Annotated in this window: 16 protein-coding genes; 8 read left to right on the forward strand and 8 right to left on the reverse strand. The window is 63.2% G+C overall.

Going from position 1 to position 15,567, the window contains the following annotated elements; genetic code table 11:
• Positions 1-23: 23 nt before the first annotated feature.
• Positions 24-1,565, reverse strand: coding sequence for a transglycosylase SLT domain-containing protein (locus tag PSV05_RS10695; protein ID WP_300064934.1), 1,542 nt, complete (start codon positions 1,563-1,565; stop codon positions 24-26).
• A 169-nt stretch (positions 1,566-1,734) separates the two neighbouring features.
• On the opposite strand from PSV05_RS10695, the gene PSV05_RS10700 reads away from it, so the two are divergent.
• A complete protein-coding gene (locus PSV05_RS10700) occupies positions 1,735-3,261 on the forward strand; it encodes a helicase HerA-like domain-containing protein (protein ID WP_300064936.1) in 1,527 nt (508 codons plus the stop codon).
• An 11-nt stretch (positions 3,262-3,272) separates the two neighbouring features.
• On the forward strand, positions 3,273-3,776 hold the full coding sequence (gene greB, locus PSV05_RS10705; protein ID WP_300064938.1) for a transcription elongation factor GreB: 504 nt from the start codon (positions 3,273-3,275) through the stop codon (positions 3,774-3,776).
• A 21-nt stretch (positions 3,777-3,797) separates the two neighbouring features.
• Here the strand turns inward: greB and PSV05_RS10710 are convergent, their stop codons facing one another.
• The 4 genes from PSV05_RS10710 to rimO all read right to left on the reverse strand — a co-directional run bounded on the left by PSV05_RS10710 (position 3,798) and on the right by rimO (position 7,368).
• Positions 3,798-4,226 (reverse strand): low affinity iron permease family protein, encoded by a 429-nt coding sequence (locus tag PSV05_RS10710; protein WP_300064940.1) that lies wholly within the window; start codon positions 4,224-4,226, stop codon positions 3,798-3,800.
• Between the two features lie 60 nt (positions 4,227-4,286).
• Positions 4,287-5,057, reverse strand: a complete 771-nt coding sequence (locus tag PSV05_RS10715) for a molybdopterin-binding protein (RefSeq protein ID WP_300064942.1) — start codon at positions 5,055-5,057, stop codon at positions 4,287-4,289.
• Positions 5,050-5,868 (reverse strand): cytochrome b/b6 domain-containing protein, encoded by an 819-nt coding sequence (locus tag PSV05_RS10720; RefSeq protein WP_300064944.1) that lies wholly within the window; start codon positions 5,866-5,868, stop codon positions 5,050-5,052. Before PSV05_RS10720 ends, PSV05_RS10715 begins: the two co-directional genes overlap by 8 nt.
• 150 nt (positions 5,869-6,018) lie before the next feature.
• Entirely contained in the window at positions 6,019-7,368 is a 1,350-nt protein-coding gene (gene rimO / locus PSV05_RS10725) for a 30S ribosomal protein S12 methylthiotransferase RimO (RefSeq protein ID WP_300064946.1), read from the reverse strand.
• Positions 7,369-7,489: 121 nt separating this feature from the next.
• Here rimO and PSV05_RS10730 point away from each other — a divergent pair, with 121 nt between their 5' ends.
• The 6 genes from PSV05_RS10730 to PSV05_RS10755 all read left to right on the forward strand — a co-directional run bounded on the left by PSV05_RS10730 (position 7,490) and on the right by PSV05_RS10755 (position 12,976).
• Positions 7,490-8,155, forward strand: coding sequence for a dienelactone hydrolase family protein (locus tag PSV05_RS10730; protein WP_300064948.1), 666 nt, complete (start codon positions 7,490-7,492; stop codon positions 8,153-8,155).
• A 16-nt stretch (positions 8,156-8,171) separates the two neighbouring features.
• Positions 8,172-8,600 carry an HIT family protein gene (locus PSV05_RS10735; protein ID WP_300064950.1) on the forward strand — a complete coding sequence of 143 codons (429 nt, stop codon included), beginning with the start codon at positions 8,172-8,174 and terminating at the stop codon, positions 8,598-8,600.
• Positions 8,601-8,747: 147 nt separating this feature from the next.
• Complete coding sequence (locus PSV05_RS10740; protein WP_300064952.1) at positions 8,748-10,532, forward strand: DUF885 domain-containing protein; 1,785 nt, start codon at positions 8,748-8,750, stop codon at positions 10,530-10,532.
• A 128-nt stretch (positions 10,533-10,660) separates the two neighbouring features.
• Positions 10,661-11,329: a guanitoxin biosynthesis heme-dependent pre-guanitoxin N-hydroxylase GntA gene (gntA, locus tag PSV05_RS10745; protein ID WP_300064954.1), complete on the forward strand. Its 669-nt coding sequence runs from the start codon at positions 10,661-10,663 to the stop codon at positions 11,327-11,329.
• A complete protein-coding gene (locus PSV05_RS10750) occupies positions 11,326-11,916 on the forward strand; it encodes an urea carboxylase-associated family protein (RefSeq protein ID WP_300064956.1) in 591 nt (196 codons plus the stop codon). Before gntA ends, PSV05_RS10750 begins: the two co-directional genes overlap by 4 nt.
• Positions 11,906-12,976, forward strand: a complete 1,071-nt coding sequence (locus PSV05_RS10755) for a hypothetical protein (RefSeq protein ID WP_300064957.1) — start codon at positions 11,906-11,908, stop codon at positions 12,974-12,976. The genes PSV05_RS10750 and PSV05_RS10755 overlap by 11 nt, the downstream gene beginning before the upstream one ends.
• Here PSV05_RS10755 and PSV05_RS10760 read toward each other — a convergent pair.
• From PSV05_RS10760 to PSV05_RS10770, 3 genes are all read right to left on the reverse strand, one after another.
• On the reverse strand, positions 12,958-13,890 hold the full coding sequence (locus tag PSV05_RS10760) for a hypothetical protein (protein ID WP_300064959.1): 933 nt from the start codon (positions 13,888-13,890) through the stop codon (positions 12,958-12,960). The genes PSV05_RS10755 and PSV05_RS10760 overlap by 19 nt on opposite strands.
• Positions 13,887-14,549 (reverse strand): lysophospholipid acyltransferase family protein, encoded by a 663-nt coding sequence (locus PSV05_RS10765; RefSeq protein ID WP_300064961.1) that lies wholly within the window; start codon positions 14,547-14,549, stop codon positions 13,887-13,889. The genes PSV05_RS10760 and PSV05_RS10765 overlap by 4 nt, the downstream gene beginning before the upstream one ends.
• Before the next feature lie 143 nt (positions 14,550-14,692).
• Positions 14,693-15,484 (reverse strand): GNAT family N-acyltransferase, encoded by a 792-nt coding sequence (locus PSV05_RS10770; protein WP_300064963.1) that lies wholly within the window; start codon positions 15,482-15,484, stop codon positions 14,693-14,695.
• Positions 15,485-15,567 lie beyond the last annotated feature (83 nt).

The following is a 15,567-nucleotide window of genomic DNA, read 5'->3' on the forward strand; positions in this document are numbered from 1 at the left end:
GCGAATCGTTTTGTGTGGCCGGCCTAGTCCTTGCAACCCTGCAGGCTGAGCGACTGACCCGGTCGGATCGCGTATTTCGGCGCCTTGAGCTTGTTGGCCTTGGCAATATCTCGGATTTCACAACCTTGCTTGCGGGCGATGCTGCTCAATGTATCGTCGCGCTGCACTTTGTAACGCTTCGATTTCGCGGGCCTGGAGGATTTGGCGGGCGCAGGCGACACGGTCGCAGTCGTAGGCGCAGAGGTCGATGTCACCGGCCCGACCTGTACCAGCGCGGATTGCACGTTGCTGGTCACCAATTGCTTTGCCAGTTCCGCGCGATGCTTGCCGGCCGTGCAGTAGCGGTCGTACAGGGTGGCCATGCGAGCAGTCGCATTCAACGCAGTGCCTGCCGGCATCCAGCTATCGGCGTCGTAACGCGGGTTGAGGTTACGCAATGCACGCATATAGCCATCGCGCGAACCGCTGTTGCCCAGGCAGATGGTCAGTTCGTAGATCGAGCTGGGCTGTGTCAGCCGGATCAAAGCCGGCTTGCTGCTGACCTGCGGCCACTGGATGCCATAGTCGCGCGGATGCAGGTACAGCCATGCGGCGGCGATCACCATCGGCACATAGTCCTTGGTTTCCGCCGGGAACTGGTTGTAGACATCGGCATCCCAGAAATTGCGCCCGCCAGTACTTTGGAACACGCGTGCGGCGCGGCCTTCGCCGCCGTTGTAGGCCGCAAGCGACAATTCGATGCTGTTATTGAGCCCGCGCATGCGCTCGCCCAGGTAGGCCGCCGCGGCATCGGCTGCGGAACGAGGGTCGTAGCGGGTATCGAAGCCGGTGCCGTCATCACCCAGGCCAAATCGCTTGCCGGTCGCCGGCATGAACTGCATCGGCCCTACCGCACCGGCACGTGAACCAACATGTACCTTGCCGTTTGATTCCTTGGCCATGATCCCGAACAGCAGCGCTTCCGGCAGCCCCTGGCGCTTGAACGCGGGCGACATCAGGTGCCGCATGTAGCGGTAGTTCTCATAGCTATCCATCAGCGACGGCCGCATGTCGGTCAGCCAACGGCGGATCCCGGCCTGTACCGCCGGGTTGAACTGCACCATTCGCACGAAGCGCTGGCCGTCCTCACTCAACAAGGCTGCAGCGCTGGCAGTATCGGGAACGTCGCCATCAGCCAGGTCGCCCGCATCGATCGGATCTTCGCCGCCTTCGCCTACCACAGCATCGCCTGCCGCCGGCGCGGTCGCCTTGAGCAGGCGCTCGTAGGTCGCCAGCATCGTGCTTATTTCACAACCACGCTGTTTTGCGCAGGCCGCCACAACCGCCTCCATTTCACCCAGTGCAGCCTTGGCCGCAGCACTGGTCGCAGCGTCATCCTCCGCCAAGAGACCGTCGCGATACTGCTTTTCAGCGGCATCCATGCGCTGTTGCAGGACGGTGACTGCGGCTTGGTCGCGACGCGAGAGCGCCTGCGCCGGGGGCGCGGCAAGAGCCGCAAACAAGGTCGCCGCGAGTGCAGCCAAGGTGGGGGTTGAATGAAACGACCAACGAAATGACATGGGCAAGCCGACAGCGTGGGGAACCTGCAGAGTAGCTGGCCGCCGGAAGCCGGGGCAACCTGCTGAAGTAATGGGCACGCGTGATGGACATGCGCAACGGGCGCTTGGTGTCGCATCCGAATAGAATCGGGCGGTCGCATATCTCCTCTCTCTCTTCTCTCCGCCACGAGGCACCATGGACCAGGCACAACTTCCGCCCATCCTTGTCGGCAAGGCCGTCACCACCGAAACCAGCGGGCTCGTTCACTTGCTACCCAGATATGCCAACCGCCATGGGCTGGTAGCAGGCGCCACCGGCACCGGCAAGACGGTGACCCTGATGACCTTGGCCGAAGGCTTCAGTCGCATCGGCGTGCCGGTATTCCTGGCCGACGTGAAAGGCGACGTGGCCGGGCTGGCAGTCCCGGGCACGATGAATGACCGCATCGCCCAGCGCATCGAACAGATGGGCATCGGCGACTACCGCAACGAAGCTGCTCCAGTGGTGTTCTGGGACCTGTGGGGCAAGGCCGGGCATCCGGTGCGAACCACAGTCAGCGAGATCGGGCCGGTGCTGCTCAGCCGCATGCTGGAACTCAACGACACCCAGAGCGGCGTGCTCGACATCCTGTTCAAGCTGGCCGATGACCGCGGCCTGCTGCTGCTGGACCTGCACGATTTCCGCGCCCTGCTCGGCCTGGTCGCCGACGAGCGCAAGGATATTTCGACCTCGTACGGGCTGGTCAGCACGCAATCGATCGGCGCGATCCAGCGCTCGCTGCTGCGGCTGGAAGCCGAGGGCGCCGAAATGTTCTTCGGCGAACCCGCGCTGCAACTGTCTGACCTGATGCGCACTACCACCGACGGTCACGGCGTGATCAATATCCTGTCCGCCGACCAGTTGATCCTGAAGCCCAAGCTGTACTCGAGTTTCCTGCTGTGGCTGCTGTCGGAGCTATTTGAAACGCTGCCCGAAGTCGGCGACATGGACAAACCCAAACTCGTGTTCGTGTTCGACGAAGCGCACCTGCTGTTCGACGACGCTCCGCCTGCCTTGCAACAGCGCATCGAGCAGGTCGTACGGATCATTCGCTCGAAGGGCGTGGGTGTGTATTTCTGCTCGCAATTTCCGGACGACGTGCCAGACCAGATCCTGGGTCAACTCGGCAATCGTTTCCAACACGCACTGCGCGCGTTCACCCCGCGCGACCAGAAGGCTGTGCGCACCGCGGCCGAAACCTTCGTACCCAACCCCGGGCTGGATGTGGCGGCCACAATCGGCCAATTGGGCGTCGGCGAAGCGCTGGTCTCGACCCTGCAGGACAAGGGCGTACCGATGCCGGTAGAACGCACCCTGATCGCCCCGCCACGTTGCCGGATGGGCGCGATTACCGATGCCGAACGCGCCCAGGTGCGCGCCAGCAGCCCGGTGGGAACCCACTACGACACTCGCATCGACCGCGACTCCGCTTCGGAGATACTGGCGCGCAAGGCCGAACAGAAAACCGAACAGGCGCAAGCGCCACCCGCGATAACCTGCGAACACGATGATGCGGAAGAAGGCGGATTCGGCCAATCAATCAAGGATGCAGTGTTCGGCACCAAGCGCCGCCAGGGCATGGTCGAATCGATGGCCAAGCAGACCGCGCGCACCATGGGCAGCCAGATTGGCCGGCAGATCCTGCGCGGGATCATGGGCAGCGTGTTCGGCGGCAAGCGCTAGGCGTCGCCGCCATGGGTAGGTGGCGTCCGCCCGCACAGGCCAGCACGGCGTTGATCACCCGTGCCGGGCATGACCGGCTGAAGGTGGAACTCGACGACCTCTGGCGTGTGCAGCGTCCCGAGGTCGTGCGCGCGTTGGCGGCGGCGGCGGCCGAAGGCGACCGCTCGGAAAACGCCGAATACACCTATCGCAAGAAGCAATTGGGCGGCATCGACCGCCGCGTGCGCTACCTGAGCAAACGACTGGAAGCGTTGCGCGTGGTGGACACCGCGCCCAGCGACCACAGCGCTGTGTTCTTCGGTGCGTGCGTGACGCTGGAGCGGATCAGCGACGGGGTCGAACTGGTGTATCGGATCGTCGGGCCCGATGAGACCGATGCCCCGCTGGGCCACATCAGCATCGATTCGCCGCTGGCACGTGCGCTGTTGAAGAAGCGCGCGGATGACGAGTTGCAGGTCGAGTTGCCAACCGGACCGACGGATTTCGTGATCGTGGATGTGTGTTACCAGGCGTGATCGCGGCTAGCGGCGGACCCGCTAGCGATCAACATCGGGCGAACCGGTATCGTCATCCTCATCGTTATCGTCCTTCGGCCGGCCTGCGCGGGCGCGCTTGGCCAGGGCCTCGTAACGATTCTTCAGCGTCTGCAATTCACCTTCTTCCAGTTCCTCAAGATCCAGCAATGTATTGTGCGCGCCCTTGGTGGCACGGATCAGCTCATCCAGCTTGATCTGCAGTGCCTTGCTGTCCCGGTTCTGGCTGTTCTGAATCAGGAACACCATCAGGAACGTGATGATCGTGGTGCCGGTGTTGATCACCAGTTGCCAGGTATTGCTGAACTTGAAGATCGGGCCTGATACCACCCACAAGACCACCACCGTGATCGCCAGAATGAAGCTGGCCGGGCTGCCCGTGAAACGGGACGCCGCGTTGGCAAACCGGGTGAACTTGCCTCTCGTTGCCATCGACGTGTGCCTCCATTCCAAACCAGCCAACTTGATACGCGGTCACATGTCGAGACGGCGTCAGATTCCGCCGTACCAGTCATAACCCAGGTCTTCCCAGTACCCACCCTTGCCGCCGGCCATGCGCGCATAACTATCGACCAGTTCAACCGTATGCACGTACTTGGGCTGTTTGTAGCCCAGCTTGCGCTCGATCCGCATCCGCAACGGCGCGCCGTTGGCTACCGGCAATGGCGAACCGTTGAGTGCATACGCGGCGATGGTCTGCGGATGCAAGGCATCGCGCAGGTCCACGCTTTCGTAATAGCGGCTGCCATTGTTGGACAGGTCATCGAAGCAGTGGAACACCGCGTACTTCGCTGCCGGCTTGATGCCCGCCAGGCCGAGCAGTTGCGCAAGCGGCACGCCGGTCCATTGCCCGATCGCGCTCCAGCCTTCCACGCAATCATGCCGAGTGATCTGGGTGCGCGAAGACAACGCACGTAGTGCATCCAGGGTGAACTCCATCGGCCGTTCCACCAGCCCACGCAGCCGCAACTGATAGCCGGCAAATTTCTGTGCCTTCAACGCGAGGTATTCGAGCGTCTGCGGATTGATTGAGCCATTCGGGCGGAAGCTCGGCGAGATCATGTTGGCAGGGTACTCACGCACCAAGCGGTCACCTGACAGGAAACGCTGCGCCGTGCGATTCAGCGGCTCGGCGGCGCTCAATACATCGATGAATCCTGTGCGATTCGACAGGGCATCACACCCTGCAAGCAGGCCAGTGCCAGCACCCGCCGCAGCGATACGCAGGAAGCGGCGACGCGGCAACAGCAGACGATCACTCATTGCCCGGCCCCCCGTTCTTCGACTGTGAATTGGTGCGAATCCGGAAGCGTCCGCTCAGCATGGAACGCATCTCGTTGATCGGCCCGGCATACACCACCATCAGCAGATGCACGGCTGCGAATATCAGGAACGAGCTCATCACAATGAAATGCAACGTGCGCGCCGACTGGCGCCCGCCGACCAGTTCAATGAAACCACCCATCACCGGATCCAGCTGCGGCGACATCGATAGCCCAGTCAGCACGATCAATGGGGTCAGCACGAAGATCACGCCCAGATAGGCGAGCTTTTGCAGCGGGTTGTAGCGCATCGCCTCTTCGCCAACCGGATGCCGGAAACGCAGGTGGTCGATGATGGATTTCGGGATCTCGCGCCAGTCACGGCGACGCATCGCGAGGTCGCGTTGCAGATGACGGCTAGCCAGCGACCACAGCAGGTACGTGCAGCCATTGATTACCCAAGCCCAGGCGAAGAAGAAATGCCAGCGACGGCCAACCGCGAGATTGCGTGAGCCCGGAATCATCGCCCACGACGGCGCAACTGCACGTACACGAACACCATTCGGATTATTGGTCGCGCCCAGCAGGCCGGTGCTGTCGAAACGGGTGTTGCCGACCTGGGTGACGCCATGCAATTCGCCGCCACGCTGCACGGCCTTGGTCGATGCCAGCGGCGCTGCGAAATTCGAGGCTTCGCCCCAGTACAGCGCTGGGTGCGCATTGAGGATCTGCAGGCCACTGCCGACCATGGCCAGCATGCAGGCGAGGTTGACCCAGTGCATCAGTCGCAGCGGCCAGCGATGGCGCAACACGGTGCGCCATTTTTTTTCCGAAGTAACTGGTTGGACCGGAAGCGATGTTGCCGACATACGAAATCCCGGGCGGACGAGCGTTGCATCACCTTACGCGCAACGGGGACGAATGGTTACACCGCAAGGCTGTTACCGGGCGGCTCTGCCGGATCAACCTGCGGCGTAATCGACCTCGCCGTAGAGGTCGTGCTCGTCGTTGCCCATTATCATCACGTCGACAAACTCACCCGGCTGCAGGCCGGCCTCGCGCCCGTCTTGTATCTGCACCAGGCCGTCGATTTCCGGCGCATCGGCCATTGAGCGCGCAATGGCAAGATCACCATCGATGTTATCGACGATGCAGCGTTGCACCGTACCAACCTTTGCTTCCAGTCGCGCTTCGCTGATCAAAGCCTGGCGTTCCATGAAGCGCGCCAGCCGTTCCTGCTTGACGGCTTCGTCGACCGGGTCCGGCAGGTCGTTGGCCTTGGCGCCCTCGACCGGCGAATAGGCGAACGCGCCGACGCGGTCGAGCTGGGCTTCATCGAGGAAATCCAGCAACTGCTCGAACTCGTCCTCGGTCTCGCCCGGAAATCCGACAATGAACGTGCTGCGGATGGTCAGCTCCGGGCAGGTCGAACGCCAGCGCTGGATACGCTCCAGGGTCTTGTCGACCGCACCGGGCCGCTTCATCAATTTGAGGATGCGCGGGCTGGCGTGCTGAAACGGGATGTCGAGGTACGGAAGGATCTTTCCTTCTGCCATCAGCGGGATGATGTCGTCCACGTGCGGATACGGATACACGTAGTGCAGGCGCGTCCACACTCCCAATTCGCCCAGTCCTTCGCACAGCGCCTTCATCCGCGTCTGGTAGGACTTCTCGCGCCACGTGTGCTCCGCGTATTTCACGTCAACACCGTAGGCGCTGGTGTCCTGCGAGACCACCAGCAGTTCCTTGACGCCGCCGCGCACGAGCTTCTCCGCTTCGCGCAGCACTTCATCGACCGGCCGCGAGACCAGATCGCCACGCATCGACGGGATGATGCAGAAGCTGCAGCGATGGTTGCAGCCTTCGGAAATTTTGAGGTAGGCATAGTGTTTCGGCGTCAGCTTCAGACCATAGTCCGGCAACAGGTCGATGTACGGATTGTGTTGTGGCGGCAATGCCAGATGCACCGCATCCATCACGCTGGCGTAGTCCTGCGGTCCGCTGATCGACAACACACCCGGATGCGCTGCGCGGATGATCTCCGCGCGCTTGCCCAGGCAGCCGGTGACGATGACCTTGCCGTTCTCCGCCATCGCTTCGCCGATTGCGTCCAGCGATTCAGCCACCGCGCTGTCGATGAAGCCACAGGTGTTGACCACCACCACGTCGGCATCGTCATAGGCCTGGACCAGGTCGTAACCTTCAACCCGCAGCTGAGTGAGGATGCGCTCGGAATCGACCAGGGCCTTGGGGCAGCCAAGGCTTACGAATCCGACTTTAGGGCTTGTAGATTTAGAAGATTGCAGGGACATCGCATCACACGGGGACAGTGCGAGCCGGCCTGACGCCGGGCATTCGCGGGGCGCGAAGTATAGCGCTGCACCTCCCAAGGCCGCCCGGGCGTACCATCGAGGCGACTGCAAGGAGCACCGAATGAGCGAATGGATCTCCCTTGATACCCCGACCGGCCGCATCCGCGCCTGGCGCGCAAACCCGGCGATCCCGCCGCGCGGCGCGCTGGTCGTAGTGCAGGAGATCTTCGGGGTCAACGGCCATATCCGCGATGTCTGCAGCAGCTTCGCTGCACACGGTTACGTGGCGATGGCGCCGGCCTTCTTCGACCATTTCGAACACGACGTCCAACTGCAATACGACGCCGAGGGCGTGCAGCACGGCAAGTGGCTGGTTGACCGGCTCGGGTTTGATCGCGCGCTGCAGGACGTGCACAGCGCGGCCACCTCCCTGGAGGAATACGGCGATGTCGGCGTGGTCGGCTATTGCTGGGGCGGAACGCTTGCGTATCTCGCCAATACCCGCCTGTCGCTGCCTGCGGTGAGTTATTACGGTGCACGCAGCGTGCCATTCCTGTCCGAGCCACTCGCAGCACCGATGATGTTCCACTTCGGCGAACGTGATGCCAGCATCCCGGCCGCGGATATCGCCAGCCACCGCGCGCATCATCCGGATGCCGAACTCCATGTCTATCCGGCAGGGCACGGCTTCAACTGCAACCAGCGCGCCGATTACGACCAACCAAGTGCCACGCTTGCCCTCGAACGAACGCTCGGATTCTTCGGGCAGGCGCTGCATTCCGCATAGTTCAAGGAGCGCCATCATGGGCCACCACCGACATCCGCCAATGCATTTCCAGTTGCACCCGCAACTGGCCGAAGACACCGTCCCAGTCATCGAATTGGCGCTGTGCGAAGTGCTCCTGATGGACGATGCCAACCATCCGTGGCTGGTCCTGGTGCCGCGGGTCGCGAATGTCACCGAGCTGATCGACCTCGATGCCACCCAGCGCATACAACTCACGGCGGAGATCGATGCGACTTCGCGTGCACTAAATTCCTTGTTCAAGCCGGACAAGCTCAACATCGCCGCACTCGGCAACCTGGTCCCGCAATTGCATGTGCATGTGATCGCGCGCTTCCGCAATGACATCGCCTGGCCGCGCCCGGTCTGGGGTGCAGCGAACGCGCGACCTTATGCACCGGAAGAATTGATTGAACGCGTGCAGGCCTTGCGCAACGCACTGGCATGATGATTGCCCGCAAACACTGCAGGATGATCGAGGCCAAACTCGATCGCTGAATTGGCACCGGGTACGGCGGCACGAGCACTGGCAGGCGACGTTGTGCGCCAGCCGGCATGGGCATAGGCTGGCGCTCCATTCCTGCTGGAACTGCCCATGCAACCGCTCCGGATCCTGGCACTCACGTCCTGCATCACCCTGGCGCTGACTGCTGGCTGCAAGCAGGACACGACGCCCACGGCATCGCCCGATGCCACTGCAACAGCCACGACCGCCAATGCCGATGCCGCATTCCAGACTGCGGTCGACGCCTTCATCGATGGCTCGTTCCAGCACAACCCGGTCTTCGGCGCGAATTCCGGCAAGCACGAATACGACGGCAAGTTGCCCGACTATTCGCCGGAAGGGCTGAAGGCCACTGCTGATTGGTTGCATGCACAGCGCACTGCATTCGCGGCGTTCGGCGACGAAAAGCTCGATGAAAAGGGGCGCTTCCAGCGCGATTACGTGTTGACGGTGATCGATGGCCAACTGTTCTGGCTGGAAGACTCCGGCTTCCCTTACAGCAACCCCAGCTTCTATACCGGCGACCTGTCACCGAGCATGTACCTGACCCGTCCATATGCGCCGCTACCGACACGCATGGCCGCGTTCGTGACCTACCAGGAAGCGCTGCCGAAGGCGATCGCGCAGATAAAAGCCAACTTCAAGCTGCCGTTGCCGGCGAGCTATATCGACCTGGGCGTGAATTCGTTCGCCGGTTATTCCAGCTTCTTCAAGAGCGACGTGCCGGCGATCTTCGCCGAGGTCAAGGACGACGCCTTGCAGGCGCGCTTCAAGGCGAGCAATGAGGCGGCAATCGAGGCCACCCAGGACATGGCCGACTGGCTGAAGGCGCAGGCGCCGAACGCCACCCAGGACTACGCCCTGGGCGCGGACAAGTTCGCCAAGATGCTGCATGCCACCGAACTGGTCGATATCCCGCTTGATCAACTCAAGGCCGCGGCCGATGGCGACCTCGTCCGCAACCTGGCATCACTGAAAACGGCATGCGATGCGTACGCGGCCGGCAAGTCGCTTGCCCAATGCATGGACAAGGTCAATGCCGACAAGCCCGTGGGCGGTGCGGTCGAAGGTGCACGCAACCAACTGGCGGGCCTGCGCCAGTTCATCATCGACAAGGACCTGCTGACGATCCCGGGTACCGAGCAAGCCAAGGTCGAGGAAGCGCCACCGTTCAACCGCTGGAACTTCGCCTACATCGAGATCCCCGGCCCCTACGAAAACGGCCTGCCCTCGGTCTATTACATCGCCCCGCCCGACCCGACCTGGCCCAAGGCCGAACAGGACGCATACGTGCCCGGCAAGTCGGTTCTGCTGTTCACGTCGGCTCACGAAGTCTGGCCCGGCCACTTCCTGCAATTCCTGCATTCCAACCGCGCGGACTGGAAGTTTGGCCAGCTGTTCGTCGGCTACGCCTTCGCAGAAGGCTGGGCGCATTACACCGAGGAAATGATGTTCGATGCCGGGCTTGGCGATGCGACTCCGGAAACCCACATCGGCCAACTCAGCGAAGCGTTGCTTCGCGATGTGCGCTTCGTTTCGGCGATCGGCTTGCATACCGGCGGCATGACGATTGCCCAGTCCGAGCAGATGTTCAAGGACAAGGCCTTCCAGGATCCTGGCAACGCACGCCAGCAGGCCGCGCGTGGCACCTATGACCCGGCCTACCTGAACTACACCATGGGCAAGCTGATGATCATGCAGCTACGCCAGGACTGGACTGCCGCGCATCCTGGCCCCAAGGCCCTGAAGACCTTCCACGACCAGTTCCTCGGCTATGGCGGCCCGCCGATTCCACTGGTGCGCGCGCAGATGCTGGGTGGCAAGCCGGAAGCCAAGCTGTGGACGGCATCCGCAACCGTGAAACCAGCGCAGTAGTCGCTAGAGACCGACGCTGCCGAATTGCGGGGCAGATACTGCCCCGCCTTCAAGCTGTTTGCGCAGTTCACGCAGCCTTGCAACAGCGCTCTGGATCATGCCCGCTGACGACATGGACACCGCGCCGCATGCACGCATCCCCTGACAAGGCTGCCACCAAATTCCAGGCACACATCCTCGAAGCCGGATTCCCCTGCCTGGGTGCAAAGTCCGCCCTGCGCCGTGGTCAACTTGAACAGATCGTTGCCGGCGACTTGCGCTGTGGTCGGCACGATGCAGCAATCCTCGACGCGCTCGTCGACTTCAGCAGGCGCCACGACCGCGATTCAGTCTTTTTCTCCTGCGTGGTGCTGTTCCCCGGCACCCCTTTGCTCGACGAACCCTGCTTTGAAGCCGCGCTCTGGGACAGGCTTGCCGCGCTGCATCGGCTTGATGCGAGCCAGCATGCATGGGATCCACGGGTCAGCAGCGATCCTTCATCGCCCAACTTCAGCATGAGCCTTGGTGGACATGCGTTCTATGTCGTTGGCATGCACCCCGGCGCAAGCCGGCAGGCACGTTGCTTCGAGACTGCCGCACTGGTCTTCAATCCGCACAGCCAGTTCGAAACGCTGCGTGCGAATGGGCGTTATGACGCGTTGAGGGATACCGTGGCCAGCCGCGACCTTGCCTTTGCCGGATCCCGCAACCCGATGCTCGCGGCCCACGGCAGCGCGTCGGCAGCACGCCAGTACAGCGGCCGGGCGGTAGCGCCGGACTGGGCTTGCCCGTTCCAGACATCGAAGAGCCAGCAATGATCCAGGTAATCCCTCCCCGGTCCGGGGTTGCCTTCCATCTGGCTGAAGGCCAGACCCTGCGCGTAATCGATCCTGAAGGCGAACAGGTCGCCGACCTGATTGCCTTCAATGCGCTGGAGACCAGCGAGTGGCTGTCCTCTGGCAGAACGCTGGATTACGCTAGCTCGATTCGCATCGGCAGCGGCGACACCCTGTATTCCAACCGCAGCACGCCGATGCTGGTGATCGGCCAGGACGACGTGGGATGCCATGACTTCCTGCTTGCCCCTTGCTCGGCAGAGATGTTTCGCAAGCTTTACGGCGACGAAGCCCCGCACCGCGGCTGTTTCGGCAATCTCGCCGCGGCATTGGCGCCCCATGGCATCGGACCGGATGCCATTCCCACGGCCTTCAATGTCTTCATGAACGTGCTGGTGGATGGCACGACCGGGCGACTGAGCGTGGAGCCACCGCGTAGCCGCGCCGGCGATGCCACCGAGTTCCTGGCGCAGATGCCGCTGATCATCGGCCTGACGGCTTGTTCGGCCGGCCAGTCCAACAATTTCCGTTACAAGCCGATCCACTACCAGATCCTCGATGCACGCTGACACGGGTGGCGTGGGCCGTTTCGAGCAGTTGCCGAAATGGCTGAACCTCGTGCCGATGGTGCTGCAGTGGATTTGGCTGGGATTGCGCCATGGCAGTTTCACGTTGCCATCGGCGGCGAACCCCGGGATCACGTCTGGTGGCCTGGTCGGCGAAGGGAAGATGGAGTATTTCGACGCGATGGGTGAGACGGGACGCGCTGCCACCGCGCGGCATGTCGTCATCATTGCTGCCGCGCAGCGGGGACTACGCGATCTCCTGTTGCGCATGCAGGACGCGGGTTTGGACTTCCCAGTGGTCGCCAAGCCCGACATCGGCTGGTGCGGCTATGGGGTTCGCCTGCTGCACCAAGCAGAAGATCTGGCGGACTATGCAAGGAGGTTCCCGGCCGGCGCCGACTTCGTTCTGCAGCGATACCTGCCTGATCCGGGCGAAGCCGGCCTGTTCTACATGCGCCATCCCGGAGAAGCTTCTGGGCGCTTGATCGGCATCCTGCTGCGTGACTATCCGGTTGTCCTAGGCAATGGCCACGACTGCATCGCCACCTTGGTGGCCAAGGATGCGCGGATCCAGCGCGGCAGCGCTGATCCCATGCATGAGATCAGTTACGACGCCACGCGCATTCCCCTGCCTGGCGAACAAGTCCGGCTGTCCACGGTGGCCTCGACCCGGGTGGGTGGACGCTATCGGGATGGCAGCACGCTGGCGACACCGGCGCTGGTCGCCGCCGTGGACGCGATCGCCAAGGACATGGGCGATCCGGCGACACGCCCGTTCCTGGTTGGCCGCTACGACGTGCGCTACCGCGATGAGGAATCCCTGCAACGCGGCGATTTCACGATCATGGAGGTCAACGGCGCCGGCTCCGAAGCGGTGCACGCCTGGGATCCTAAATATCGCATCCGTGACGTTTACCGCATCGTGTACGCCAAGCAGCGACGACTGTTCGCGATCGGAGCCGAGCAGCGGCGCCGCGGTCATCGACCCATAAGTCTGGCGGCACTGGCCCGCCTCTACTGGCGGCAGCAACGCCTCATCGCGCGTTATCCCGCATCCAATTGAGCCGCCTGACACGCTGCGGCCGCCGGCCTGCGATGCAGCCAACGCCACAGCAACCAAGGCACGCCCAGCGTCGCAAACGGCAGCAGCCCATACAGGGCACGATAGGCGAGGATCGCGGCCAGCAAGCCCGGACGGGCCTCCGCGGGTACGCTCGCCAGCATCGCCGCCTCGAACACCCCCAAGCCACCCGGGGCATGACTGGCTACCCCGATCGCCTGCGCCAGTACACACGTCACCACGAAGGCCGGCCAACTGGAGAAGGTTCCCGCCGGCAACAGGACCCACAAGGCGGTCATGCCGGCGGCTGCCTCCAGCAAGGCAATGGGGAAGATCGAAGCCGCATGTTGCAGCCGGGGGACTATCCGGCGCCTGGATCCCGGTGCCTGGGTTGCGCCACCACCGCGCCGCCGACCGAACACGGCGAACGCCATTACGCCGCCGACCATGAGCCAAGCCGACAGCGGCGAGTGCAGGGCGGCGGCGCCAATGGCCAGACTCGAGGCGGCGCCGGCGAAAACGGCAGCACCCACTGCAAACAAGATGCGGAGCAGCTGCGGCCGATCCGCGTGATACGCCTTGCGGCGCACCAGCGTGCCAAGCACCGCGTGCCAGCCCAGGACGTGGCCCAACGCGTGGCTGGCAGCGCCGGTGTACATGGCGGTGACAGTGGAAACCTCCAGGCTTGGCTGCCTTCGCACCGCCCATGCTTCGATCAGGGCCAATCCCATGAAACTCCCAGCGGTCGCAAGCACGCACTCCCACAGGGACACCGCACCGATCCGCGAGAACGCCATCCGCAGCGCGGTCCAGTCCATCGCGACCGCCTGGCGTCGGATCTCGAATAGGGTGAGCCCGAGAATCACCACCGGCAACAGCACCGGGCCGGCGCGGCGCAAACATGGCCACGCCGTCACGGCGCAGGCACCCCATTCGTCAATCCCCAAGCAACCTGCTCATGCAGGCGCATGGCCAATCTGCGCCGGTCCGCGAAATCGGAAGGGATCAACGATTGATGGAAAATCACCTGCAGGCGGGCACCCCGCAAGCGCAGGAATGCGCGCAGGTGAGGCAGCAGCGTCATCTCACGGTGGTAGGCGTAGAGATCGCGGAGCCATGTCTCGTTCACGTCCCGGCCATCCACTTCCAGCAGCCGCAGCGTGAATCCCTGGACCGGGGACCCGAACCCAGCCGGCGCCATCAGGACCTCGAGGAGGCTCGGGCGGAAAGGCAAGACTGCGCTGCCATCACTTGACGTGCCTTCGGGAAACAGAACAACTACGCCACCGGCTCTCACTGCCTCGGCGAAGCCCGCTGCCGCGGCAACAGCTTGGCGCGGTCGACGGCTGATGTAGACGGTGCGCTGCAGGTTCGCCAACCAGCCGAATAAAGGCCAACCCGCGACCTCCTGCTTGGCAACGAAGCGCATCGGCCCCAAGCTGCCCAGGATCGGGATGTCGAGGTAGGAAAGATGGTTTCCCACCCACACCGCGCCCTGATCGAATGACGGATTGCCCCGCAATTCGACACGTATGCCCAGGATGCGAAGCGCCAGCGAATGGATCAGGCGCGGCAACGGCCCTGGCAGGCAGCGTGGACACAGCACGCGCCAAAACGCCTGCGGCATGACCAGCACAACCGCTACGGCGATCAGCAGCACCCCGCGCACCCACGCCCGCAGGACACCAGCGCCTGATCGGCGGCCGGGGCTTGCCGGAGTCACGATGAATGTGCCGAGATATCGGGTGCGTCTGGCTGCTGGAAATGCCGCTGATAGCGAGGAGTGAGCTTGCTGGTCGGCATCACGATGCAGACATCGACACAGTCGAATGCATCGTCGCGGGCGCCTCCGTCGCCAATCCATGCGCCGGCACGCAGGTAGCCTCGCACCAGTGGTTCAAGGGCCCGTTGCCCGCGTCTTCCGTCGCTTCGGTCGGTGGGCAGCGAGGCGGGTTCCACTCGACGCCCCGGCAACGCCACCGGACGCAGGTGCGGCGGCGCCAGATAGGCATGATGCAGCAGGGCCAGCTGCGCCTGGATGGAACGTTCCGGACCCTCGCGCAGGCTCGCGCAACCGAACAGCAGTTCGATGCGATGGCTCGCGCCGTATTCCGCAATGCCACGCCACAGCATCTGCAAGACCGGCAGCGCGCGGTACTCGCGCTTGACGCAACTCCGGCCAAGTTCCAGCAGGCGCAAACCAGATCCAAGCAGCGGCGCGAGGTCGAATTCCGCGCTGCTGTAGAACGCATCACCTGCACCCAGCCGTTCTGCCGGCAGCAGGCGATAGTTGCCGACCACTTGTCCCGCCGCTGCCGAGCGCGCATGGTCGATGACCAACAGGTGGTCCATGATCGCGTCATGGGGATCGACATCGAGTCGGCTGCCAAGCATCGCCTGGTCAGGACGCGCACCGTATTCCTCGTAGAAAACCTCGTATCGGAGTCGCTGCGCCTGGGCGATTTCATCGCCTGTACGCGCCAGCCTGACTTCGATCTGTTGCAAGCCCATCACATCTCCCGCCGAGTGGTCATATCCATGCCATGGTCAATGCCTAACGCATGGCCCGACCGAGCGATAGCATTATCGCGCCC

Source organism: Thermomonas sp., from assembly GCF_029945965.1.
GTDB lineage: Bacteria > Pseudomonadota > Gammaproteobacteria > Xanthomonadales > Xanthomonadaceae > Thermomonas.